This window comes from Streptomyces populi, from assembly GCF_002911015.1.
GTDB lineage: Bacteria > Actinomycetota > Actinomycetes > Streptomycetales > Streptomycetaceae > Streptomyces > Streptomyces populi.
In genome coordinates this window covers 1-23,724 of sequence record NZ_KZ626960.1, presented here as the reverse complement: position 1 = coordinate 23,724, position 23,724 = coordinate 1, and the positions used below count along the sequence as shown (strand labels likewise).

General features: G+C 73.1%; 22 protein-coding genes, 1 pseudogene and 1 riboswitch. Of the genes and pseudogenes, 14 read left to right on the top strand and 9 right to left on the bottom strand.

The features are described 5' to 3' along the window. From CW362_RS36320 to CW362_RS36305, 4 genes are all read right to left on the bottom strand, one after another. The coding region (locus CW362_RS36320) for an ATP-binding protein (protein ID WP_240658231.1) at positions 1–1,179 on the bottom strand (1,179 nt) is incomplete at its 3' end. Between the two features lie 121 nt (positions 1,180–1,300). Beyond that, entirely contained in the window at positions 1,301–2,188 is an 888-nt protein-coding gene (locus tag CW362_RS36315; protein ID WP_103553869.1) for an oxygenase MpaB family protein, read from the bottom strand. A 216-nt stretch (positions 2,189–2,404) separates the two neighbouring features. Continuing rightward, positions 2,405–3,355, bottom strand: a complete 951-nt coding sequence (locus CW362_RS36310) for an ornithine cyclodeaminase family protein (RefSeq protein WP_103553868.1) — start codon at positions 3,353–3,355, stop codon at positions 2,405–2,407. After that, complete coding sequence (locus tag CW362_RS36305; RefSeq protein ID WP_240658230.1) at positions 3,352–4,218, bottom strand: IclR family transcriptional regulator; 867 nt, start codon at positions 4,216–4,218, stop codon at positions 3,352–3,354. Before CW362_RS36305 ends, CW362_RS36310 begins: the two co-directional genes overlap by 4 nt. 154 nt (positions 4,219–4,372) lie before the next feature. On the opposite strand from CW362_RS36305, the gene CW362_RS36300 reads away from it, so the two are divergent. Beyond that, on the top strand, positions 4,373–5,800 hold the full coding sequence (locus CW362_RS36300) for an amidohydrolase family protein (RefSeq protein WP_103553873.1): 1,428 nt from the start codon (positions 4,373–4,375) through the stop codon (positions 5,798–5,800). Further along, entirely contained in the window at positions 5,797–6,876 is a 1,080-nt protein-coding gene (locus CW362_RS36295) for a dipeptidase (protein ID WP_103553866.1), read from the top strand. Before CW362_RS36300 ends, CW362_RS36295 begins: the two co-directional genes overlap by 4 nt. A gap of 18 nt (positions 6,877–6,894) precedes the next feature. Here CW362_RS36295 and CW362_RS36290 read toward each other — a convergent pair whose 3' ends face one another. Further along, positions 6,895–7,596 (bottom strand): hypothetical protein, encoded by a 702-nt coding sequence (locus CW362_RS36290; RefSeq protein ID WP_162684346.1) that lies wholly within the window; start codon positions 7,594–7,596, stop codon positions 6,895–6,897. A 342-nt stretch (positions 7,597–7,938) separates the two neighbouring features. On the opposite strand from CW362_RS36290, the gene CW362_RS36285 reads away from it, so the two are divergent. Together CW362_RS36285 and CW362_RS36280 are read left to right on the top strand one after the other, a co-directional pair. Beyond that, positions 7,939–9,288, top strand: a complete 1,350-nt coding sequence (locus tag CW362_RS36285) for a transaminase (protein WP_103553864.1) — start codon at positions 7,939–7,941, stop codon at positions 9,286–9,288. Between the two features lie 43 nt (positions 9,289–9,331). Beyond that, a complete protein-coding gene (locus CW362_RS36280) occupies positions 9,332–9,772 on the top strand; it encodes an Lrp/AsnC family transcriptional regulator (protein ID WP_103553863.1) in 441 nt (146 codons plus the stop codon). 18 nt (positions 9,773–9,790) lie between these two features. Here CW362_RS36280 and CW362_RS36275 read toward each other — a convergent pair whose 3' ends face one another. Then, positions 9,791–12,064 carry an FUSC family protein gene (locus CW362_RS36275; RefSeq protein WP_420856892.1) on the bottom strand — a complete coding sequence of 758 codons (2,274 nt, stop codon included), beginning with the start codon at positions 12,062–12,064 and terminating at the stop codon, positions 9,791–9,793. 152 nt (positions 12,065–12,216) lie between these two features. On the opposite strand from CW362_RS36275, the gene CW362_RS36270 reads away from it, so the two are divergent. After that, a complete protein-coding gene (locus tag CW362_RS36270) occupies positions 12,217–12,900 on the top strand; it encodes a GNAT family N-acetyltransferase (protein ID WP_206301166.1) in 684 nt (227 codons plus the stop codon). Between the two features lie 210 nt (positions 12,901–13,110). Here the strand turns inward: CW362_RS36270 and CW362_RS36265 are convergent, their stop codons facing one another. Next, positions 13,111–14,565 carry an MFS transporter gene (locus CW362_RS36265; RefSeq protein ID WP_103553861.1) on the bottom strand — a complete coding sequence of 485 codons (1,455 nt, stop codon included), beginning with the start codon at positions 14,563–14,565 and terminating at the stop codon, positions 13,111–13,113. A 176-nt stretch (positions 14,566–14,741) separates the two neighbouring features. Between CW362_RS36265 and CW362_RS36260 the strand changes: the two genes are divergently transcribed. Together CW362_RS36260 and CW362_RS36255 are read left to right on the top strand one after the other, a co-directional pair. After that, positions 14,742–15,197, top strand: coding sequence for a MarR family winged helix-turn-helix transcriptional regulator (locus CW362_RS36260; protein WP_103553860.1), 456 nt, complete (start codon positions 14,742–14,744; stop codon positions 15,195–15,197). A 101-nt stretch (positions 15,198–15,298) separates the two neighbouring features. Then, positions 15,299–15,862: a 3'-5' exonuclease gene (locus CW362_RS36255; protein WP_103553859.1), complete on the top strand. Its 564-nt coding sequence runs from the start codon at positions 15,299–15,301 to the stop codon at positions 15,860–15,862. A 40-nt stretch (positions 15,863–15,902) separates the two neighbouring features. Here CW362_RS36255 and CW362_RS36250 read toward each other — a convergent pair whose 3' ends face one another. After that, a complete protein-coding gene (locus CW362_RS36250; protein ID WP_103553871.1) occupies positions 15,903–16,496 on the bottom strand; it encodes a DinB family protein in 594 nt (197 codons plus the stop codon). Positions 16,497–16,745: 249 nt separating this feature from the next. On the opposite strand from CW362_RS36250, the gene CW362_RS36245 reads away from it, so the two are divergent. From CW362_RS36245 to CW362_RS45765, 5 genes are all read left to right on the top strand, one after another. Next, positions 16,746–17,120, top strand: coding sequence for a VOC family protein (locus CW362_RS36245; RefSeq protein ID WP_103553858.1), 375 nt, complete (start codon positions 16,746–16,748; stop codon positions 17,118–17,120). Between the two features lie 233 nt (positions 17,121–17,353). Continuing rightward, on the top strand, positions 17,354–18,058 hold the full coding sequence (locus CW362_RS36240; protein WP_103553857.1) for a LamG domain-containing protein: 705 nt from the start codon (positions 17,354–17,356) through the stop codon (positions 18,056–18,058). Between the two features lie 128 nt (positions 18,059–18,186). Further along, positions 18,187–18,360, top strand: a complete 174-nt coding sequence (locus CW362_RS43565; RefSeq protein ID WP_162684345.1) for a hypothetical protein — start codon at positions 18,187–18,189, stop codon at positions 18,358–18,360. A 178-nt stretch (positions 18,361–18,538) separates the two neighbouring features. Next, a complete protein-coding gene (locus CW362_RS36235) occupies positions 18,539–19,228 on the top strand; it encodes an alpha/beta hydrolase (RefSeq protein ID WP_103553856.1) in 690 nt (229 codons plus the stop codon). Positions 19,229–20,028: 800 nt separating this feature from the next. Then, positions 20,029–20,200: riboswitch (cyclic di-AMP (ydaO/yuaA leader) on the top strand. A 7-nt stretch (positions 20,201–20,207) separates the two neighbouring features. Next, the gene (locus CW362_RS45765; RefSeq protein WP_420856891.1) at positions 20,208–22,025 is read left to right on the top strand and encodes a C40 family peptidase; all 1,818 of its coding nucleotides are present in this window, start codon (positions 20,208–20,210) and stop codon (positions 22,023–22,025) included. Between the two features lie 80 nt (positions 22,026–22,105). On the opposite strand, the gene CW362_RS36220 is transcribed toward CW362_RS45765, so the two are convergent. Further along, complete coding sequence (locus tag CW362_RS36220; protein ID WP_103553854.1) at positions 22,106–22,423, bottom strand: hypothetical protein; 318 nt, start codon at positions 22,421–22,423, stop codon at positions 22,106–22,108. 177 nt (positions 22,424–22,600) lie between these two features. On the opposite strand from CW362_RS36220, the gene CW362_RS36215 reads away from it, so the two are divergent. Further along, a complete protein-coding gene (locus CW362_RS36215; RefSeq protein ID WP_103553853.1) occupies positions 22,601–23,131 on the top strand; it encodes a PadR family transcriptional regulator in 531 nt (176 codons plus the stop codon). 98 nt (positions 23,132–23,229) lie between these two features. Then, positions 23,230–23,724, top strand: a pseudogene (locus CW362_RS36210) (DUF2306 domain-containing protein); the annotation flags it as partial.

Sequence of the window (23,724 nt, the reverse complement as noted above, 5' to 3'; positions counted from 1 at the left end):
GGCGAGCAGGCCGATCAACTCGATCGCGGTGTCCGGCCGTTCGGAGAGCAGGTGGTCGAGCGCCGCGCACAGATCGGCGTGCGCCGAGCCGAGCCGCCCGTACCACGCGGCCTGCCGCTCTCCCAGCCAGCCCTGATCGGCGTCGCGGGCCATCCCCAGGAAATGCGCGGCGTGCCGGTCCGCCAGCTCCCGGCCCTCGCCCACCTCGTCGAGCCACATGCGGCCGTACTCCCGCACGGTGTCGAGCATCCGGTACCCGGAGTCGGCGAGCGACAGCACCGACTTCCTCGACAGGCCCGCCAGAGCCCGGCCGACCTCGTCCGCGGGCAGCGGACCCCCGGCGCACACGACGCGCACGGTGTCCGCGTCCACCGGTTCCCGGAACACCGACATCCTTGCCCACAGAAGGCGTTCGGCGGGCGCGCACAGCTCGTGGCTCCAACCGATCGTCGTGCGTACCGCCCGGTGGCGCGGCGGGCCGGGAAGGCCGCCCTCCGCCGTGATGTCCAGGCGCGGGCCGAGTTCCAGCTCGACCTCCGCGACCGTACGGTGCGCGAGCTGTCCCGCGATCAGCTCCACCGCCAGCGGCATGCCTTCGAGCCGCGCGCACAGACGCGCCACGGCCGCCACGTCCGCCGGGGAGGACACGGGGGTGCCCGCCGCGGCCGCGCGCAGCCGGAACATCTCCACGGCGTCCGTCGCGGGCGGCAACGGCTCCACGGCGACGACGTGTTCACCGGGCACGCCGAGGGGTTCCCGGCTCGTCACGAGAACGGTCAGGCGCGGACAGGCCGTCGTGAGCCGGGTGACCAGACGGCGGCAGGGGACGACCAGGTGCTCGCAGGAGTCCAGGACGAGCAGGACGTCCCGGTCGGCCAGCCAGTCGGCCAGGGAGTCCAGCGCCCGGTTCGTCGTGTGGTCCGCGAAGTCCACCGCGTCGGCCACGGACGCGACGAGCAGCCGGTCGTCCCGCAACGGCCACAGGTCGGCCCACGCCACTCCGCGCCCTCCCGCGCGCAGGATCCGGTCCGCCGCCTCCAGCGCCAGCCGGCTCTTGCCGACACCGCCGGCCCCGGTCAGGGTGACGACCCGCTCCTCGCGCAACACGTCGTCCAAGTGGGCGAGTTCGCCCCGGCGTCCGACGAAACCGGGAGGAACGGGCGGCAGATTCCTCAGCACACGCACAGTCTTTCGGCCCCGGACCCCGTCATGTGCCGACTTCGCCCGATCGGTGACGGATCCGTGCGCCGGCGGGGGAGGGAGAGGGGCGCCCGGGCGGCCGGAGCGGCGCGGGCACCGCTCACGCGACCGCCTCGACGGTTCGCGCCCGCTGCGGTGCCATCGCCCAGCGTACGGCGGAGGTGAAGGCGCAGCCCAGTGGACGCACGCACACACTGTCCACCAACGGCAGCCGGGGCAGCCGGAGTTCGGCCGCCGCCCAGGAGGGCAGCAGGGACACCGCGTTCGCGGCGAGCACCCCGTACGGCAGGCGGGCCACGAGCGGTACCGGCGGGTTCAGCAGGAGGAAGCGCGCTGCGTCGCGTGCCTCCGGCGTCGCCCGCACCTCGCTCCTGTACGCGTCCAGCCGCTCCGCGAGCCCGGCACGGTCCACGGGCGGGTCCAGGACCCCGAGCGCGGTGGCCACACGGGCCGCGTCCGCCACGTACCCGTCGTAGTCGGCGCCGGACAGCGGGCGCGCGCCGTACCGCCGGTGCGCCCGCAGGAAGCTGTCGACCTCCGCGACGTGGACCCAGCCGAGGAGGTGCGGATCCGCCGCGTGGTACGGCGTGCCCTCCGAGGTCGTGCCGCGCACCCGCTCGTGGACCGCCCGTACCCGGTCGCAGGCCTCCTGGGCGCTCTCGGCCGTCCCGTACGTCGTCACCGCCAGGAAGGTGCTGGTGCGCTGGAGCCTGCCCCAGGGGTCCCCGCGGAAGCCCGAGTGCGCGGAGACGGCGGCCATGGCGAGCGGGTGGAGCGACTGGAGCAGCAGCGCGGAGAGGCCGCCGATGAACATCGACGCGTCCCCGTGCACCGTGCGGATGGGGCGGTCCGGGCCGAACCAGCGGGGTCCGGGCGTTCCGTGGATGCGGGCGCGGTTCTCCGGTCCGTCAGGGCCCGCGACCCGGGTGAACAGCGCGCTGCCCAGCCGTTCCCTCATTCCGCCGCCGTCCGCTCCGGTGCGTCTCATGGGGCGCCGGCCTCCCTCCGAGTCGTGTTCCGTCGGGCCCGCCGCCTGCCCGTGGCCGGTGTCTCCGGGACCGCGACCGGGGATCCGGAGCCGTGCGCGGACCGGCGGAAGCACCCTTCAGCATGGCCGAACCGGGGGAGGAAAGTCCACGGGCCCCCGTCGGCCACCGGGCGACGCCGACGTCCGGACCGGCGTCGGCGCCTCCGGGCCGCCGGCTCACAGGGTGAGACGGGTGCCCCACCCCTCCGCGCGGGCGACGGCGTCGGCCACATGGGCGGCGGCGACGTCCAGTGCGGCGTGGCCGGTCGACTTGAACAGGGTGAGTTCGGCGTCGTCGCGCCGGCCGGGGTGGGTGCCGGCCAGGACCGGCCCGAGGAGCGTCACCCGCCGTTCGGGCGGGAGGTCCTGCAGTTCGTGGGCGCCGGAGGGGGGCGGGGTCGTGGCGGCGCCGGGCCACTCGGCGAAGAGGGCGGCGTCCCGGACGGTGGCGGCGTCCAGCTCGGGCCCGTGGGAGCCGCCCACCGAGCTGACGTGCGTCCCGGGGGCGAGCCATGAGCGACGGATCACCGGGCGCACGGCGCCGGTGCAGCAGAACACCGTGTCCGCCCCGCGTACGGCCTCCTCGACGCTCTCCGCGACCCGGCCGGCGGGGTGGAGCGCGGCGGCGCTCCCGGCCCGCAGGGGATCGCGGCCCGCGACGGCGACGGGGGTCCCGGGATCCACGGCCGCGAGCAGTGCGATCTGGGCGCGCGCCTGGGCGCCCGTCCCGACGACGGCGACCCGCCCGGCGTCCGGACGGGCCAGCGCGCGGGCGCTCAGGGTGGCGGTCGCCGCGGTACGGATCTCGGTGAGCGGCTCGGCGTCCATCAGGGCCAGCGGGCGGCCGTCGGTCTCGTCGAAGAGCGCGACGACGCCCCGGTGACTGCTGCGGCCGGGGCGTTCCGGGTCGGCGAACACGGAGACGAGCTTGGCCGCGAGCCCGAGACCGGGCACATGACCGGGCATCGCGCCGAGCAGGCCGTGCGGGGTGCGGGCGGCGATCCGCGGCGGTACGGAGACCTCGTCGCGGCCGATGGCGACGAGGGCCGCGGCCACGGCGTCCAGGACGCGGTGGGGATCGAGGGCGGCACGTGTCCGCGCCCCGTCGAGGAAGAGGATCTCGCTCATGCCGGGCCTTCGGTGGAGGGGGAAGAAGAGGGGGAGGCGGGCCGGGACGGGGACACGGGTCCGGCCGGCGTCCGTCCGGAGTCCTCTCCGGCCTCGTCGTCCTCCCGGGTTCCGGAGGCCGCGGGACCGGAGAGGATGCGCGCCAGTTCGTCCGTCGCCTCGCGCAGCCGCTCCCGCAGGCCGGGAAGGCCGGCCTCGCCGAAGTCCGGGCCCAGCCCGACCAGGGTGAGGGCGCAGACGGGCGCGCCCGGACGCGTGACCACGGCGCGGGCGAGCGAGGCGACCGGCTGTTCGTTGCGCCCGTACTCGACGGCGAATCCCGTGCGTTCGGCCTCCTCGACGTCGGCCAGCAGCCCGTCGGGCCCGTCCAGCGGATACCCGGACTCCTCCGCGGCGCGCAGGTAGGGGACGCGATCGGCCGCGGTGAGGGCGGCGACGAGGGCGAGCGGACCGGCGAACCGGTGAACGGGCAGTGCCTGGCCGGTCAGACTGCTGATCATCGCCAGACGGTCGGGGCGCACGACGTCGATCACGCGGGACCGGTCGACCTCGGGCACCTGGAGGTTGACCATCAGGCCGGTGCGCTCGGACAGCTCCGTGAGGACCGGTCGGGCGAGGGCTCCGAGCGAGTTCCTGGCCGCCGAGGACGACAGCTGCAGGACCGCGGGGCCGGGCAGGTAGCGGTCGTCGGCGCGCAGCACCCAGCCCCGCCGGACCAGGTCGACGAGCACGCGGTAGGCGGTCGCGCGGTGCAGTCCGACCTCCTCGGCGAGGTCGGTGAGGCGCGGCGGCCGGGACGCACGGGCCACGGCCTCGACCAGGTCCAGGGCCTTGTCCACCGCGGTACGGGGTGCCGAGGGCAATCCGACCCCTCCTTGTGACGTCGTGAGATGCGAGCGTACGGTAGCGCATGTTTCGAGAGACGATACGTTTGTTACGTAGAGCGTAACAAGATCGATCAAGCGGTCGACCGGTCCGGACAGAGCCGCTCCGGTCAGAGCTACTACCGAGGTGAAGATGACGGACGAGACTCCGGGCGCACCGGCTCCGTACGCGCCCGCGGCGGAGGGAACCGTCGCGGTGTACCGCGGCGCGACACTGTTCGACGGGACCGGGGCGCCGGCCCGCGGCTCGACGTCGATCGTGATCGACGGCCCGGTCATCCGCGCCGTCGGCGACGACGCCGAGATCGCCGCGGACCTGCCCGCCGACGCCCGGGTCTTCGACCTCGACGGCCGCTTCGTCATTCCCGGTCTGATCGACTCCCACCAGCACATCGCGACGCCGCCCGACCGGCCCGCCGCCGAGGCGGTGCTGCGCCGGCTCGTCCACGGCGGGGTCACCGCCATCCGTGACATGGCCGACGACCTGCGTCAGGTGGGCGACCTCGCGCGGGCGACGCTCGTCGGGGAGATCCCCGGCCCCGACATCCGCTACGCCGCGCTGATGGCGGGACCCGGCTTCTTCGACGACCCGCGCACCCATCAGGTGTCCCAGGGCGAGACGCCCGGCGCCGTGCCGTGGATGCAGGCGGTCACGAAGGACACCGACCTGCGGATCGCCGTCGCCCTGGCGCGCGGCACCCACGCGTCCGCGATCAAGGTGTACGCGGATCTCGACCACGAGACCGTCGCCGCGATCACCGAGGAGGCGCACCGCCAGGGCGTCCCCGTCTGGGCCCACGCCACCGTCTTCCCCGCCGCGCCCGGCCAGATCGTCGCGGCGGGCGCGGACAGCGTCTCGCACGTCACGCTGCTCGCCTTCGAGGGCACGGACGAACCGCTGACCAGCTACAAGACCAAGCCGAAGGTCGACCACGAGCGCTTCGCCGCCGGTGACGACCCCCGGATCGAGGAGCTCTTCGCCCTGATGCGGCAGCGGGGTACGGTCCTCGACGCTACCGCGGGCATGTGGGCGAGCGGGGCCCTCGCGGGCGAGGGGCCCGAGGACGAGGAGCGTGCCGCGGCCAACACCGCGCTCGCCGCCGTCCTCACCGCCCAGGCCCACCGCGCCGGCGTGGAGATCGCGACCGGAACGGACTACGAGACCGATGCCGAGGACCCCTTCCCCGCCCTTCACGAGGAGCTGGCCTTCCTCGTGGAGCGCTGCGGGATGTCGCCCGCGCAGGTGCTGCGCTCGGCCACGCTGATCGGTGCCCGCAGCGCCGGGGCCGAGGACGTCATGGGCAGCGTCGAGGCGGGCAAGCTCGCCAACTTCGTCGTCCTGGAGGACGATCCGCTGCGGGACATCGCGAACCTGCGCAGCGTCACCCTGACCGTCAAGCGCGGCCGGCGCTTCGAGCGCCGGGACTTCGAGCGCGCCGCCTCCGGCGCGGCACGGCCCGAGGGCGTTCAGGGCCACGGGGCCGAAGCGCCCGCCGCGGCCCGGCTCGTGGAAGAGACCGGCCCCGCCGAAGAGACCCGCCCCGTCGAGGAGACCCGATGACCGACCTCCCCATGATCATCAACGCGCTCGGGCAGCTCGACAACCCGAACGCTCCCGGGTCGGCCGAGGCGGCCTCGCAGCTGAACCCCTCCAGCGAGCAGCTGACGGTCGACGCCCGCACGCTGGCGGACGCCCACGCCTCCGGCCTCACCGCCGTCAACATCACCCTCGGTTACACGATGGGCGATCTGCCGCCCTACGAGCACACGCTGCACGAGATAGCCGTCTGGGACGGCATCGTCCGGGACAACGCGGCCGACCTGCTCAAGGTGCGCACGACCGCGGACATCCGCCGGGCCCGGGAGGAACGCCGGATCGGCGTGATCTACGGCTTCCAGAACGCCGTCGCGATCGGCGAGGACACCGGGCGCGTCGCCACGTTCGCCGACCTCGGCGTCCGGGTCGTCCAGCTCACCTACAACCAGGCCAATCACATCGGCGACGGCTCCATGGCGCCGGAGAACCGGGGGCTGACCGACTTCGGCCGGAGCGTCGTCGAGGCCCTCGACGAGCACCGCCTGATGGTCGACCTCTCCCACAGCGGTGAGCGCACGTGCCTGGAGGCCGCCGGGATCGCGCGCCGCCCGGTGTCGATCAACCACACCGGCTGCCGTGCGCTGGCCGACCTCCCGCGCAACAAGACGGACGAGGAGCTGCGCCTGGTGGCCTCGCGCGGCGGCTTCGTGGGCATCTACTTCATGCCCTTCCTGAACGTGTCGGGTCACGCGACGGCCGCCGATGTCGTGGAGCACATCGTCCACGCCGTCGACGTGTGCGGAGAGGACCACGTCGGCATCGGCACCGACGGGACCGTGACGTCCATCGACGACCTCGACGCCTACCGCGCGCATCTCGCCGAGCACGTCGCCCTGCGGCGCCAGGCCGGTGTGGGCGCGGCGGGGGAGCGCGACGACACGCTGCCCTTCGTGCTCGACCTGCGCGGAGTGGACCAGTTCCGGGAGCTGATCCGCCTCCTGGAGCAGCGCGGCTACACCTCGGAGCGCATCGAGAAGATCATGGGCGGGAACTTCCTGGACTACGCCGACCGGGTGTGGGCCCCGGAGGCCTCCCGGTAGCCGGTTCCGGCCCCCGGTCTAGGCCGCTTCGCCCGTCGCGCCACCGCTCGGGTCCGGGGCCGGCGACTGCGTGGCCTCCCCGGGCGTGCTGCTCGGGAGAGGGGAGGGGGAAGAGGAGGGGGACGGGGAGCCGGACGTTTCGCCCGCCGGGACGGCGGGAGCGACGCGCGGGGGTGCCGCACTCGTCCGGGCGCTCGGCGAGGCGGCCGAGGGGGAGGGGGAGGAGGGGGCCGCGCTCGCGTCCTGGCGGGGCGGCCCGTCCTCGGTCCCGGCGGCGTCGGCCCGCCGGCCGGCGGCCGCGTCGGCCGCCGGCGGGGTCACGCGCCCGGCGGCCGGGCCGGGTGGATCCGTGACGGCGCTCCCAGGCCCCACGGGTGACGGCGCCGGGGTGCCGGTGGGCCGCCCCTCCACGCGCGGCGCGCCCCGCGCGGCCGACACGTCCTTGTGCGTCTTGCGCACCCCGTTCGGCAGGTGCAGCCAGGGTGCCGCCGAGTCGCCCCCGCTCACCAGGGCCGCGAGGGCCGTGGCGAAGCAGACGCAGGACACCGCGACGATCCACCCCATGCTGCGGAGCCAGGAGCGCCGCCGTCCGCTCTCGTCGACGAACACGGGGCCCTCGCCGGACGCGGCCCCTTCACCGGAGGCGGCTCCCTCACCGGAGGTGACCACTTCCGTCCGGTTCCGCCCCGCGCGAGCCGAATCCCCCGTTGTCCCTGCCATGCACCGCTCCTTGACGATCCTTGCCGCAGGTCGCGTCCGGGCGACCGCGCGCCGCCGATTCGGATGGCGACTCCGTGTTGATCCAGAGATACGAGGGCGATCACCGATCGACTCATTCCGACCGGATGTGACGCATCTGGGGCCGGTTCGCTTCGAGGTGGTGACCGCTGAATCGAGCGTCATGACAGTGGAATCAGTGGCATGGAAAGCTGAATCGATCGTTCGACCTTGATTTGACGCCTTGTACGTTCGTACCCTTGCCGAATCCGTTCGCCGGACACGGCGTCGACCGAGCTCGCCGACCGAGCTCGCCAGCCGAGTTCACCGACAGAGGAGCCCTCGATGGACCGCACCCGCCTGCAGCAGCTCCTGGCCCGCGAGAGCGCCGAGGCCGAGCGTCGCAACCCGAGGTCCAGGGCCGCGTACGAGCGCGCCGAGCACCTGTTCGGCAGAGTCCCGATGACCTGGATGAACAAGACGGCCGGGGCCTTCCCGCGCTATCTCGACGGCGCGCGCGGTGCCCGCGTCACCGACATCGACGGGCACGAGTACATCGACTTCTGTCTCGGTGACACGGGCGCCATGGCCGGTCACTCGCCCGAGGTGGTCGCCGAGGCGGTACGGGCCCGGTTCGCCGTGAGCGGTGGCGCGACCGCGATGCTGCCCACCGAGGACGCGGAGTGGGTGGGAGCCGAACTGACCCGCCGCTTCGGGCTCGCGCGCTGGAGCTTCTCGCTCACCGCGACCGACGCCAACCGCTGGTCCATCCGTCTGGCACGGGCGGTCACCGGCCGTCCGAAGATCCTGGTGAACAGCTACAGCTACCACGGCAGCGTCGACGAGTCGCTGATCGTCGTCGGCCCGGACGGGCGCGGCACGGCCCGCCCCGGAAACGTCGGTGCCCCCTGCGACGTCACCCTCACCAGCCGCGTCGCGGAGTTCAACGACCTGGAGCAGCTCGAGCGCGAACTCGCCCACGGCGACGTCGCCGCCGTCCTCATGGAACCCGCGCTCACCAACATCGGCATCGTGCTGCCCGAGCCGGGCTACCTGGAGGGCGTCCGTGAGCTGACGCGCCGGTACGGGACGCTGCTCATCAACGACGAGACGCACACCTTCTCCGCCGGCCCCGGTGGCTGCACCGCCGCCTGGGGCCTGGAGCCCGACATGCTCACCATCGGCAAGGCGATCGGCGGCGGGATCCCGGCCGGCGCGTACGGGCTCTCGGCCGAGCTCGCCGACAGGCTGCTCGGCCGCGCCGATCTGGACCTGGTCGACATGGGCGGCGTCGGCGGCACCCTCGCCGGGAACGCCCTCTCCACGGCGGCGACGCGGGCGACCCTGGAGCACGTCCTCACCGACGCCGCGTTCGACACGATGGCGAAGCTCTCCGAGCGCTTCGAGGCCGGGGTGCGGGCGGGCATCGACACCTGGGGCCTGCCGTGGTCGGTGAGCCGGCTCGGAGCCCGTACGGAATACCGGTTCGCCGATCCCGCGCCGCGCACCGGAACGGAATCGGCCGCGGCCGCCGACACCGAACTGGAGGACTTCCTCCACCTGTACCTCGCCAACCGGGGCATCCTGCTGACCCCGTTCCACAACATGGCGCTCATGTGTCCGGCGACCACCGAACGGGACGTGGACCGGCACACCGAGGTCTTCGCCGCCGCCCTGGCCGAACTGGCCGGCTGAACCGCGCCGTTAACCTGGGACCGGTCAGCCGGAGAGGAACAGCGTGGACGAGATCGACCGGGCCATCCTGCGGGAACTGCAGATCGACGGCCGCATCGCCTATGCCGAACTCGGCCCCAGGGTCGGGCTGTCCGCGTCGGCGGCCCGCCAGCGTCTGCAACGCCTGCTCGACTCGCAGACGGTCCAGGTCGTCGGGGTCACCGACCCGATGGGCATGGGCGGGCAGGCGATGGCCCTGCTCGGCATCGCCGTGGACGGCGATCCGCGCGCGGTCGCCGACGCGCTGGCCGAACGGTCCGAGGTCGTCTATTCGGTACTGACCTCGGGCGGCTTCGACCTGTTCGCCGAGGTCGTCTGTCCCGGGCCACGGGACCTGCTGGACTTCGTCAACGACGTCGTGCGGCAGATCGAAGGCGTCCGGCAGGTGCAGTCGTTCCCCTACTTCGGGATCCACACGCACCGGTTCCTGTGGAACGTGGGCTGAGCGCGCCCCGCGCCGCGGTCACCGCGCCATGCTCCGGGAGGCCTTCTTGCCGGGCGTGGAGATCCGCACCCCCAGCGGGCGGGCCAGACCGATCACCCCTTCGTCCAGACGCTGCAGATGCCGCAGGACCCGGCCCGTGACGCGGTCGTGGCGGGGCGAGTCCGGTGCCTGCGGCTCCAGCATGGCGGCGAGGCTCGCGCCGGTCTCCGCGACGCCGTCCATGGCGTCGTCCGCCACCCGGGCGACGAGGACGTCGATGTTGTGGCCGATCCGGCGGCCCACCAGTTTGAGGCGGGGGTCGGCGGCGACCGACCTGCTGTAGGGAAGGAGTTCGGCCGTCGCCGCCAGCGACCGCGCGTGGTAGGCGCACGTCTCCAGCAGGGCGACGATGTAGCGGGCGGTCCGGCGGCGGGTCCGCCACGGAGTGATCGGGTGGGTCAGCGGTTTGGTCGAGGCCCTCAGCTTGTCCAGCGCCATGTCGAGATCGCGGGCCTTGTCCAGCAGGTCGAGGGCGATCCCGCCGCTCAACTGCTCCACCGCCGCACCGCTGACGTCCCCGAGCCGGACGAGCGCGGCGGCCAGGAGCTCGTCCGTGCGGCGGTCGGTCTGCACCGGAAGGACCACCGCGGCCGCGACCATCCCGCAGACGGCGCCGAGCGCCGTCTCCTCGATCCGCAGGACGAGCACCGCCGGACTGTAGGTGTTGAGCACGGTGTACAGCAGCCCCAGCATCGCCGTCACGAAGAAGGACATCAGGACGTACGACACGGGGGCGGTGAAGTACATGGCGAAGATGAACAGCAGGACCAGGGCGAACGCGGTCCAGGTGTGCTCGCCCACCGCGCCCGCCAGGACGACACCCGCGATCACGCCGAGGACCGTCCCCAGCAGCCGGCGATAGCCCTTGACCAGGATCTCCCCGGTCGAGGAGGTGTTCAGGAAGACGACCCAGCAGGTCAGCACCGCCCAGTACCACCGCTGCGGGGAGAGCAGCTCCCCGCCGACGATGGCCAGGGTCGACCCCACCGAGACCTGTACCGCGGCCCGGGTCGTAGGGCGGTCCAGTCCCGTGGGGTGCGGCTCCTCCTGTTCCTCCTCCTCGGCGGCGATGGAGATGTCCTCGGCGTCCAGTTCCTCACGGGAACGTTTGGTCTCGGGGGAGTCGTCGGACTCGTCCTGGGGGCCGTCGAGCGCCAGCCGCAGTCCGAGGGCGGCGCGGGCCGCCTCGCCGATGCCGCGGAAGACGTCCTGCACGGCCGCCGGGGCCTGGGGCAGATTCTCCTCGTCCCGGTAACCGAGCAGCCGGTTGCGCAACTGGGCCACCCCCGAGCCGTGCTCACCGGCGGCCGGGCCGGTGACGAGCACCCCCAGCGCCTCGAGATCGCGGTGCAGCGTCGCCACGGTGTCGCCGCGCTCGTGGAGCCGGTCTCCCGGCTCGGGCAGCGGCGCGTGCGGCAGGTGCAGGGCGAGCGTGTCGGCCTGTTCGGCGCTGCGCGCCGTGAGGATGAGGATGCCGAGCCGCTCGGCGGCGATCTCGGCCTCGGCGACCCGCCGCTGGAGCAGGGAGGCGGTCGCGCTGTCCGACGTCCCCCCGTCCAGGCGGTCCTGGATCATCATCGCGCTCTCGTGCAGCCGCGCGGTGTGCAGCCGTACGTCGTCCAGTGCCTTCTCGACGTCGTCGGGACCGGCGTCGAGCAGGTCGATCTGGACGGAGACGAGCTGGGCCACGCGGGCCCGGAACGCCTTGCGCAGCCGTCCGAGGACCCGCTCGGTCGACTCGGCGACCACGCCGAAGCGCACGACGGCACTGCACACGAAGGCGATGGCCAGCGCCGCGCACAGATCGGGAAGCGCGGAGTAGGCGGCCCCGCCGAACAGGGACAGGAAGTAGATCTGGAAGGCGATCAGCCCGAGCGCCGTGCCGCGGTCGCCGTACCGGCGGCAGTAGACCGCGACGAAGATGAGGGCGATGAAGCACGCGTCGCCCGCGAGGGTGTGGGTGCTCAGCACGGTGCCCAGCGTCATCGCCGTGACGGCCACGGGCAGTCCGAGCGCGAGGGTGAGGGCCTGGGCGCCGCGGTGCCTCTCCTTGATGGAGAAGGTGGCGACCATGGCGGTCATGGCCCCGTTCACCATGAGACCGGGACCGGCTCCACGCAGGGCGAGGACGGCGAGGGTGAGGGCGATGGCGCCGACGGTCCGCAGTCCGGCCATGAGCCGCAGCAGGCCCGGGTCGGAGGCCACGAACCGGTTCCAGACCGCCGCTCGGTTCGGCCGTGTCACTGTCCTCACGCTGCCGTCGTTCCCTGCTCCCAGGTCATGATCCGGTACTTCAGCATGGCACCATGCGGCGCCCCGTGCCGGATCTCACCCGGCCGTCCGTACGGGGGGCGGTCGCGCGCGACCCCTTGTGGGAGCGCTCCCAAAGGGCCAGGATGCCGCTCATGGACCCATTGCCGATCATTCGCGCCTACCGGCCCGCCGACCGTGCCGCCGTCGCCGACGTGTGTGTGAGCACCGCGGACGAGGGAGGGGACTCGCGCGCCCTGTATCCCGACGAGGAGCTGATGCCGACCCTCTTCGCCGCGCCCTACTGTCATCTCGAACCCGAGCTGGCCTTCGTCCTCGACGACGGCGGCGGACGGGCCGTCGGCTACGTGGTCGGCACCGGTGACACCGCCGGGTTCGTCGCGCGGTTCCGCGACGAATGGATCCCGCGCGTCGCGCACCGCTATCCCGCGCCCACGACGCCGCCCCGCACGCCCGGCGAGGTGATGGTCGAGCTGCTGCACGCCCCCGAGCGCATGATCCTGCCCGAACTGGCCGGCTATCCGGCGCACCTGCACATCGACCTGCTGCCGGACTTCCAGCGGCGCGGCCACGGAAGGGCGCTGATGAACACCTTCCTCACCGCGCTGCACGACCGCGGGGTGCCGGCGGTCCACCTGGGCATGGTCACCGCGAACAGGCCCGCGCGGGCGTTCTACGACCGTCTCGGCTTCCACGAGATTCCCGTCGGCGACCCGGGACCGCTCACCTACCTGGGCAGGTCGACGGCGGTGGAGGAGCCCGTGCACGCCCGACGGCCGCTGACGGAGCCCGCGCCGGGGGGATCCGGGCGTCCGTAGCCGTGCGAGGGCGGGAAGGACGCCCGGCGGAGGGGGCGCGGTGGCGCGCGCGGCCGGGGCGGGCGCGCGGTACGACGACGAGAGGGCGCACCGTCCGGGTGCGCCCTCTCGTTCCGCGTGGGGGAGCCGGGAGCGTTCGCCGCCGTGCTCCCGGGAAGAGGCGCGGGCGCACCGGTTCCGGGGGGCGGGACCGGTGGGGCCGCGCGAACCTCAGCGGGTGGCCGCGGCCGTCTCCGGCGTGGCCGTGGGGCCGGCCTTGTCGTCTCCGGCGGCGGTGCGGGCCGCCGGGATGACGGCGGCGATGGCCGCGGCCACCAGGGCGACGCAGCCGCCGACGACCAGGCCGGTGCGGAAGCCGCTCTCGGAGGTGAAGGTGTAGCCCGCCGCGCTGGTCGTCATCTGGGCGAGGACGACGCCGATGACCGCCGAGCCGACCGAGGTGCCCAGCGAACGCATCAGCGTGTTGAAGCCGTTGGCGGCGGCGGTCTCGGAGAGCGGGACCGAGCTCATGATCAGGGCCGGCATCGAACCGTAGGCGAGGCCGACACCGCTGTTGATGACCATGCCGGTCAGCATGAGACCCCAGGGCGACCCCATGAGGGCCAGCGCCAGCCCGTAGCCGAGGGCGATGACGAGGACGCCGCAGACCAGCGTGAACTTCGGGCCGCGGGCGTCCGTCAGCTTCCCGCCGAGCGGGGAGACGATCATCATCATGATGCCGCCGGGGGCCATCCACAGGCCGGCCGCGAGCATCGACTGGCCCAGACCGTAGCCGGTGGCGTCGGGGAACTGGAGCAGCTGCGGGATGATCAGCATGCTGGCGTACATGCCGAACCCGACGAAGACCGAGGCCACGTTGGTGAGCAGGACCCGGGGACGGGCGGTGGTGCGCAGGTCGATCAGCGGGTCCTGGGTGCGCATCTCCCAGACGCCCCAGGCGATCAGGGCCGCCACGGCGGCGGCGAACAGCCCGAGGGTCGTCGCGGAGCCCCAGCCCCAGTCGGCGCCCTTGGAGACGCCGAGGAGCAGGCAGACCAGTCCGGCGCCGAGCCCGAGCGCCCCGAGGACGTCGAAGCGCTGACCCTTGGCGCCGGCCGGCACGTCCGGGACGAGGAACCAGATCAGCGCTCCGATCACCACGGCGAGCACGGCGGAGCCCCAGAACAGCACGCGCCAGTTCGCGTACTGGGCGACCGCGGCGGAGACGGGCAGGCCGAGGCCGCCGCCGATGCCCATCGAGGCGCTGACCAGCGCGATGGAGGAACTCAGCTTCTCCGCGGGCACCACGTCACGCAGCAGGGCGATGCCCAGCGGCACCATGCCCATGCCCATTCCCTGCAGGCCCCGTCCGACGATCATCGGGACGACGGACGACGAGAGCGCGCACACCACGGAGCCCGCCACGAGCGGGACGGAACAGGCGAGCAGCATCCGCCGCTTGCCCAGCAGGTCGCCCAGGCGGCCGGAGACGGGCACGCAGACGGCCGCGACCAGCAGGGTCACGGTGATCACCCAGGCGGAGTTGGCGGGCGTGGTGTGCAGGATCCGGGGCAGCTCGGCGATGAGCGGAGTGACCAGTGTCTGCATGATCGCCGCCACGGTGCCGGCGAAGGCGAGCGTGGCGACCACGCCGCCCGCTCGGGCGGAAGGCTGGGGGGCGTCCATGGGGGACTCCTCGGGTTCTGTCTGCGGGAAAAGGGATGTGCATCGTACATGTCTTGTGTATCGCACATGCCTTGTGGTCTATGCATGTGATGTGGGTTGTGCATGTGGGTGTGGGACCATGGAGGCGGGCCGCACCGGCATGCGCGGCTCAGGTGACGGCGGGAGGCGGCAGGCGGATGGTCAGGCCCACACACGAGGTCGAGTACGAGCAGATGCTGCTCAGCCGCCACGGATGGATGAACCACCGGGGCGGCCGGACCAAGGACGGCGTCCTGGAGCGCAGCGCGTACATCCTGCTCAGCCGTATCCGGATCCAGGGGCCGATGTCGATCGGTGAACTGAGCGACGCCTTCGGGCTCGACGCCTCCACCCTCAACCGGCAGACCGCGGCGGCGATGCGCGCCGGGCTGGTCGAGCGCATCCCCGACCCCGACGGGGGCATGGCCCGCAAGTTCCGCATCACGGACGAGGGCGCACGGCTCCTCGACGAGGAGCGGCAGGGGCTCATCAGTTCACTGGACCGTGTCATGGCGGACTGGCCGGAGGAGGACATCGCCGCCTTCGCCTCCTACCTGCGGCGTTTCAACACCGACATCGAGCGCATCGGCGGACGTCCCTGGCCGCGTCCGTGACCTGGGGCCGGCCGCTGCCGCACCCGGGGCCCGCGGCCGGCCCGGCGGCAGGGCGGAAATCCCGGTGACGTGCCCGTGCGGCTCCTTCTAGGCTCGCGGGCATGAACAACACCGGGGGACTGATCAATGTCGTGGACGTCGAGGCCACCTGCTGGGACGGACCGCCCCCGCCCGGAGCGGTGAGCGAGATCATCGAGATCGGCCTGACGGTCGTCGACCTGGAGAAGGGCGTCCGGGTGGAGAAGCACCGCCTTCTGGTGCGGCCCGCACGGTCGACCGTCAGCGACTTCTGCACCGAACTCACGGGGCTGACCCAGGACGAGGTCGGGCAAGGGCTCGAATTCGCCGAAGCCTGCCGTGAGTTGGCCGTGCGGCACCGCGCGGGCGAGCGGCCGTGGGCGAGTTGGGGCGACTACGACCGGCATCAGTTCACCCGTCAGTGCGCCGCGTCGGCGACTCCGTACCCCTTCGGCCGCCGGCACACCAACGCCAAGGCGGTCTTCACCGCCGCTCGCGGTCTTCGCAGGCGGCCCGGGATGGCGCAGGCCCTGCGCCTCGCCGAACTGCCCCTGGAGGGGCGGCACCACCGGGGCGAGGACGACGCCTGGAACATCGCCGCGCTCGTCCTCGACCTGGCGGGGCGCGGGGCCTGGCCGGACGCCTGACGGCCCGGTCACCGTCCCGCGGCGGCTCCGGCTCCGGCGTCTAGCCGTTCTCGCCAGCCTCCCGGGCCGCCCGTTCCAGCCGGGCCCGGTAGTCCTCCCACCACGCCGGGCCGCCCGGCATCATGCTGTCGTTCCCCTCGTTCATCCCAACCGCTCCGTCCATGAGTTCGCGGATGATGTCGGCGTGCCCTGCGTGCCGCTGGGTGTCGGCGATCACGCGTACGACCGCGTGGTGCAGCGTCACCTCGTCCTTCCCGGCGGGCCACCACGGCACCCGGCCGGTCGTCTCCAGCGGCAGCGCGTCGATCGTCGCGTCCGCGTGCGCCCATGCCCGGCGGTAGAGCCCCACGACGAACTCGCGTGACTCGTCGGCGGTGGCCCACATGTCCCCGTTCGTCTCGTCCGCGTGTTCCAGCCAGGGCAGCGGCTCGCCGGACGGGCGTCCGAAGGTGTCGCCGAGATAGCCCAGTTCCATGGTCGCCACATGCTTGACCAGGCCGAGGAGGTTGGTCCCGGTCGGGGTGAACGGGCGGCGGGCGTCGTACTCCGGGAGACCCTCGAGCTTCCACAGCAGGGCGTCACGAGCGGACTGCAGATAACGGTGGAGGTCGGCCTTGGGATCCGGTGAGGTCATGGCGTTCAGTCTGCCGTCCGGGCGGTCCCCGGCCACGGCTTTCCGGTTTCCGCGGTGAACCCGGATCGAGTAGGGTCGCTCGACGTGAACACCGGACCGGCGCCACGCCACACACGGAACGGCAATCCGGTGGAGGGCTGATCGCGCGGCGGGTGCGCCGAAGGCCCCCTCCCGGCCCGGCACGCGGACCTCCCGGTGCTTGTGCACCGCGAACTCCTTTCCGTGCCGAGCAGAACCGAGGCCAGTCCCATGACCGTCACCTTCAACCACACCATCATCGCGTCCAAGGACCGCCACGAGTCGGCGGGCTTCTTCCGGCAGTTGCTGGAACTGCCGGAGGCGCCCTCCTGGGGACCGTTCACCAACGTCCAGCTCTCCGACGGCGTGCTGCTGCAGTTCGCCGAGCCCCCGGTGGACATCCAGATGCAGCACTACGCGTTCCTGGTCGACGACGAGCTGTTCGACCGCGCGTACCGGCGGCTTCGCGACCAGGGCGTCGAGCACTGGGCCGATCCCCGGATGCAGCGTCCGGGCGAGATCAACGACGAACACGGCGGCCGGGGCGTGTACTTCAAGGACCCGGCCGGCCACGCGATCGAGCTGATCACCCGCCCGTACCTGTAGCCGGACGGAGCCCGGTCGGATGTGCCGTGTCCGGCGCGCCCGGCCGGGCACCCGGCCGGCCCGGGGCGCGGTGCGCCGGCCCGGGGCGCGGTGCGCCGGGCCCCGCGCACCGGAGGGCGGCCGGTTCACCCTGACGGGTTGTTTTGTGGCGAGTTGTGATGAACAGGGCGTGGATGTCGGTGCCTTGGGGAGAATCTGGGCGTACGCGAAACGCCGTCATCGAGGAGTGCCGCGTGTCCGATGTCGTCTTCACGGCGGATTTCGCCTCGCCCCGTCAATGGGTCGCGGGTCATTCCTGGGCCTATCCCGACGGCGGTCCGGTCAACCCGGACGACGGAAAGCTCGACCATCTGGTGACGGACCCCGCCTACTGCCGGACGGGCCGTTTCCGGGCCACCCGGCGACCGGACGGCGACTGGGACACGGGCCTCCTCACCACCGAGGGCAGCGCGGACGGGTTCATGATCCGTACGGGAGACGTGCTGGAAACCCGGGTCAAGCTGCCCACGGTGACCGGGGCCTGGCCGGCCGTCTGGACATGGCGGGACGGCGGTCAGGAGATCGACGTCTTCGAGTACCACCCCGACAACCCGGACCTGCTGGAACTGTCCAACCACGTGCGCAACACCCACCGTTACTACCGGAACCAGGCCATTTCACCCGGCGCCTGGGTCGACCTCGTGGTCGAGTTCGGCGCCCACCGCGTCGTGTGGTGGGTCAACGGGGTCCGTGCCTTCGACGACCGGCGCGGAGTGGGCAGGTCCTGGCACGCCTATCTCATCGTCAACCTGTCCGTGTGCGCCGGCCGTTACCACCCGCCACCACCCCCCGAGGCCTCCGAGATGGACTTCGAGGTGGCCCGCCTGACGGTCCGCAGGCCCCGGACCGACGGTCCCTTCCCCGTGACGGCGGAACGCGAGGTCGATCTCCTCGACTGACGCACGTCATGCGCCTCGGTCGGGAACCGGTCCTCGGCAGACGCATCCGCCGAGGCCCCCGGTCCGGAAGTACGGCATCAGAAGCGACGCCGTGCTCGTGCGGGTCGCGCCGACAGGTGCCGAGGGTCATGCCGAATCAGCAACCGGGGCGGGACGCCCCCGAGACCGCCTACGTCAGTCACGTCGGCGACTGCCGTACGTGCCGACGGGAGTCGGGACGCTGCCCGCAGGGCGCCCGCCTCTGGCGTTTCTACCAGGAGTGGCGCAACAACTACCGGGCCCGACCGGAGGACACGGAGTGACGGCGGCCCGCCGCAGCGTACGGCCCGCCCGTAGGTGACCGGTGACCGTGACCGGTGAGACGATCTCTCCTCCCGGCCGGGTGCGAGGCGTGGACGAGCGCCGTGAAGGTGGAGAGGTGCCATGCGAGGTTCTGTGCGGATGTCCGCCGCTGACGTGTCCCGGCCCGGAGGGTCCGGCATGCCCGCGGCGCTGCGGCCGTGTCGCGTCATCCCTCGTGACGCGGGTCCGGCGCGTGCCGCCGTACTGGTCCTTCACGGCGGTGCCGCGGACAGCAAGGACCCGCTGCGGCCGTGGAACGTGGCTCGCGCACGCATGAGGCCCTTCGTGCGCTCCGTGACGCGCGCCCTGCCGGACGAGGGCACGTTCGTCGGGCAGGTGCGCTACCGCCACCGAGGGTGGAACGGCGCGGACGCCGACCCCGTCGCCGATGTCCTGCGGGCGCTCGCCGAACTCGTCGATCTGGTGGGGGAGGTGCCGGTCGTGCTCGTGGGGCACTCGATGGGCGGGCGCGCCGCCCTGCGTGCCGCGGCCGCGCCGCAGGTCCGGGCCGTGGTGGCGCTGGCGCCCTGGTGTCCGGAGGGAGAGCCGGTCGCGCACCTCCGGGACAAGCGTGTGATCGTGCTGCACGGTGACCGGGACAGGGTCACCGATCCCGCGGCGTCGTTCGCCCTCGTCCGCCGGGCCGCGGAGGCGGGCTCCTCCGCGAGCGCCGTGCGGGTCGAAGGCGGTGACCACGCGATGCTCCGGCGCGCGCGGACCTGGCACCGGGCCACGGGTGCGGCGGTCGCCGGCCTGGTGGCCCGGATCGGCAGGGGGCTCGACCCGCTCCCCGCCGCGCGGCCGGGCGGCGAACCCGACGTTCTCTAAGGGCCGTCGACCCCGGCGTTCCCAGGCCGGCCGGCCTGGGCGGGCCGGCCGCCGGTCTCCGGCCGGGCCCGACTCGCCGTCGGCCGCGGGACGGTGCCCGGCCGGTCGTCGGGGTCCGGGGCGGGGGAGGCGGGGCGGCGCCCGCCGGACATCAGTCGTGCGGCGGACGCGGGAAGAGGGGCGCCCGTCGACGGATCCCAGCTGAGGATCCACTCGAAGTCGCGTTGCAGCCGACGGGCTTCGCTCCGAACGAGCGTCGGTATGTCGCCGCGCTCGGAGATCAGTTGGGCATAGATCGGCGCATCGTGCACGTGGGGTCCTCGACTCGCTCTCGTGGTCTGACGTGCTTCGACGGTACGGCCGGTACGTGACCGGAGCAGTCATCCGGCCAGCTCGGCCAGAACCGGTCAAGGTGTGACCAGTGGGCGCCGTCGATGTCGAACGGCATGCCAGGGAACGCCAGTTCCGTGCACACTTCCGACACATCCGGGACGGTCGGACGCGTGACCGGCGGGCCGGGCCGGGACGGGCCCGTGCGACCGGACCGGAACCGGTGCGGAGCGGGCCGGGCCGACCGAGCGGGAGGCGGGGGCGGGGATCCGGACCCGATCGCCCCAACGGGCGTGCTCAGCCGTCGTTTCGAGTACGCCGCGTGTCCTCACCGTCGCACTGCGGGGTGGTGCGATGAAGGTCACGAAAATGTATCGGACATCTGGGACGTGGATCTTCACATCGGGTGCACAACATGGCTAAGTTGGCGACCTGGCCGCCCGACTCCCTCCGGCGAAGCTCGCCGGGCGGTGCGGCCTCCGCCGAATCCTGGCCGCCCTCGTGGCGGTTGGAGCCGGGGACCCACCGAACCTGGGGTGAATCGGTCAACTGTCTTACGGGACAGGGGCCGTAGGGCATACCTTCCGGAATCGTCCGCCCGAACCCGACAGCTAACCCGGTAGGCGGACGACGGAAGGAGCACCACTCCATGGCGCCGGAACGCACCCCGCCCAGCGGCGAAGAAGTCGCCCGACGGCTCTCGTCCCTCTACGACCAGGCGGAACTCGCCACCGGTAACTTCAACGGGACCCGCGCGTCGGCGAACTCCAGCCGCAGGCCGGGCCGACGGGGCGGCGGCCAGGGGGGCGGGGGTTCCGATCCCGCCCAGGAAGACCTGATGCGGCAGTGGTTCGACGGGGCGCGTTCCCGGATCGGACCCGTGGCGCCGGCCGTGCTCCCGGTCGACAGGCAGCCGAAGCGCAGCGGTGAGAGCGCCCGTCCGAAGGAGGGCGGGAGGGGTTCCAAGGGGGCCTCGTCGGACCTTCCGACGGTGTACGAGCTGGAACAGATCATGCGGCCCGCCGCCGAGTTGACGGCTGCCCCGGTGCTGGAGCTGACCGCCGGTCCGGCCTCGGAACCGACCGCGCGTCCCGTTCTGGAACTGACGGCGGGGCCGGTGGCCGGGACCATGACCGGTAGCGCCCCGGCGGCTCCGGGCCCCGGGACACCGGCCCTTGCGGCGCTCCCGGCGGGGGCCGCTCCGGCCGCCGCGTCGCAGAAGTCCGCGCTGCACGGCAGGAAGCAGAGCGCCCGGCGCAAGCTCGCCGCCGCGCAGGAGCTGATGGCGCGGCACGCGGCACGGCAGAGCGTGGCCATTCCACAGCAGGCACAGGCGCCGGCGATCGAGTACAGACCGGCGGCCCCGCAGACCGGCTCGTTCCCGTCGATCGCTCAGACCGGCTCGTTCCCGTCCGCGGGTCAGACGGGTTCGTTCCCGTCGGTTCCGCAGGCCGTGGCGTTCCAGGCGGCTTCTCAGACGGATTCGTTCCCGTCCGTGGCTCAGACGGGTTCGTTCCCGTCCGTGGCTCAGACCGGTTCGTTCCCGTCCGCCGCTCAGGCGCCCGCGTTCCAGGCGGCGTCCCAGCCCGCCCCGTACGAGACGGGCTCCATGCCCCGGGCGTACGAGCCCGCGCCTCCTGTCGCCGAGTCCAAGGCGGTCATCCTGCCCCCCGGGTACGAAGCGCCGGCCCCGGCCCCCGAGTACAAGTCGGTGCTGCTGCCCCTCGAGTACGGGAAGCCGGCCCGTCCCAGCGGGTACCAGCCGGCTCCGGCACCGCCGGTGAGCGAGCCGGCGCCGCAGCCTCCCGCGTACGAGTCCGCCCCCCGGGTGGGGGCCTACCCGTCGGCCCCTATGCCTCCGGTGAGCGAGCCGGCGCCGCAGCCTTCCGCGTACGAGTCCGCCCCCCGGGTGGGGGCCTATCCGTCGGCCCCCATGCCTCCGGCGAACGAGCCGGCGCCCCCGCCGGTCGACGACGCCTGGCGGCAGTCGTTGCGGTCGGCCGGCAAGCAGCAGGCGTGGCCCGCCGCTCCCGGGACCGTCGACACGACCCCGGGGTTCGACATCGACAGCCTCGTCGCCCCCGCCGCCCCGCCGGTCGTCGGACACGACAGCAGGGCCGCGGAGGCGGTCGCCTTCGCCCGTGCGCAGATCGGCAGGCCCTGCGTGTGGGGGGCGTCCGGACCCGGCTCGTACGACCCCTCCGGTCTGACCCAGGCGGCCTGGAAGAGCGCCGGGGTCGTGCTCCCCCGCGCGACGCAGGACCAGGCGCAGGTCGGCCCGGCGATCGCGCTCGCCGACATCCAGCCCGGCGACCTGGTCTTCCTGCACGCCAACGTGAGCCACGTCGGTCTCTACGTCGGCGACGGCATGATGGTCCACGCGCCGAGTCCTGGAGCGCGGATCACCGAGGAGTCGATCGAGTACGCCGGGCCGGCCACCATCCACAGCGTCGTCCGTCCGGCCTGATTCCCGGCCGGCCGCTGTCCGGGGGCGTACCGCCGTCCGTGGACGGCGGTCGTCCGCGAGGGCGTCGCGACGGCGCGGCGTCAGAACTCCCGGTCGATCCCCGTGACGGCGGCGGGCCCCAGCGGGGCGTCGTCCGCGGACAGACCGCTGTCCTGGAGCGCGCCGGAGACGAGCCGCACGGCCTCGGCCTCGGCGCTCCTGCGGTCCGCCGCCTCGACCTCGAGCCGGACGGAGAACCTGTTGCCCTCGTCGACGGTCAGCAGGCTCAGCTCCTCGGTCTCGCCCAGGTCCGTGTTCTGCGGGTCCTGGGGGCGAAGCCGGCGTTCCACGTCGGCGCGGGAGGCGTCCGAGACGCCGTGGACGAAGGTCCCGGGAACGGTGATGACGTAGGTGGTCACAGGAACTCCTAGTGCGGCCGGCGCGCGGGCCTGAGGTTCGGTCGGCTGTGTGATCGCCCGTATACCCCGCATTGTGCCGGGCACCCGGATCTTCTTCGCGTCGGCGGAGCCCCGTGTGGGGCGACCGGGTCCGGCGGTCCCTGCCGCCCGGTGATCGCGTGGCGATACCGTCGCCCCATGGCTGACGCTCGGTTGACCACCGCCTCGTACCTCGTCCTCGGCATCATCGACAAGCTGGGCGAGGCCAGCGCGTACGACGTGAAGGGGGAGGCGGCGCGGACGGTCGCGCCCTTCTGGTCGGTGCCGCACGCGCAGGTGTACGCGCAGTGCGACCGCCTCCTCGACGCCGGGCTCCTGGCCCGGGTGCGGCAGGAGAGCGGCCGCAACCGCAGGGTGCTGACGCTGACGGACGAGGGCAGGGCGGCCCTGCGGGCCTGGCTGGACGACCCCGCGTTCGTCCCGGTGGAGGCCCGTGAGCGCGGCATCCTCAAGCTGTGGTTCGGCGGTGAGCCCGACGTGCTCGGTCCCGTCCAGCTCGACGAGCACCGCCGGACCCTGGCCGGGTACGAGGAACTCGCCGAGACCGTCGGTGAGTTGCTGACACGCGGGCAGCGGGACGCGCTCGAGTTCGGCATCCGGTACGAGCGGATGATGATCGACTTCTGGGGATGGGTGCAGCGCCGGGACGAGGACACGCCGGACCGTTGACCCCGGCGGTGGACGGCCCTACCGTCTCGATAGTCCAAACGAGACAGTCCAGACGAGACTATCGATGGCCGGGTCGCGGCCACGGGCAGGGAGTCGTCGTGCGTCGTCCAACGGGCACCACCTGGCGCCGCCTCGCCGTCATCGCCGTGTCGGCCGTGTGCGTGGGCTACGCGCCGATCGCGATGACCGAGCTGTGGCCGTACGCGAGCCCCGGCGCCCCGGCGTTCGGCGAGTGGATCCTGGCCCACGTGGTCTCGCCGCGTTACGTGGCCGACGCGCTGGCCACCCGGATCGGGCCGTACCGGCACAGCCTCGTGCCGATGATCGTGCACTCCGTGCTCGGCGGTGTGCTGATGCTGCTGGGCCCCGCGCAGGTGCTCACCGCCGTACGCGGGCGCACGCGGCTGCACCGGGTCCTCGGAGTGCTCTTCGCGGTCACCGTGTACGCCTCGATGGCGGGTGCCGGGCTGTACCTGGCGCGCACGGCACCCGAGGACGCCTTCAGCGGCGCCGCCTTCTGGATCGTGCTCGCGACCATCCTCGTGGGCACCGTGATGAGCGTGACGTTCGGCGTGCTCTCCGCCGTCGGAGGG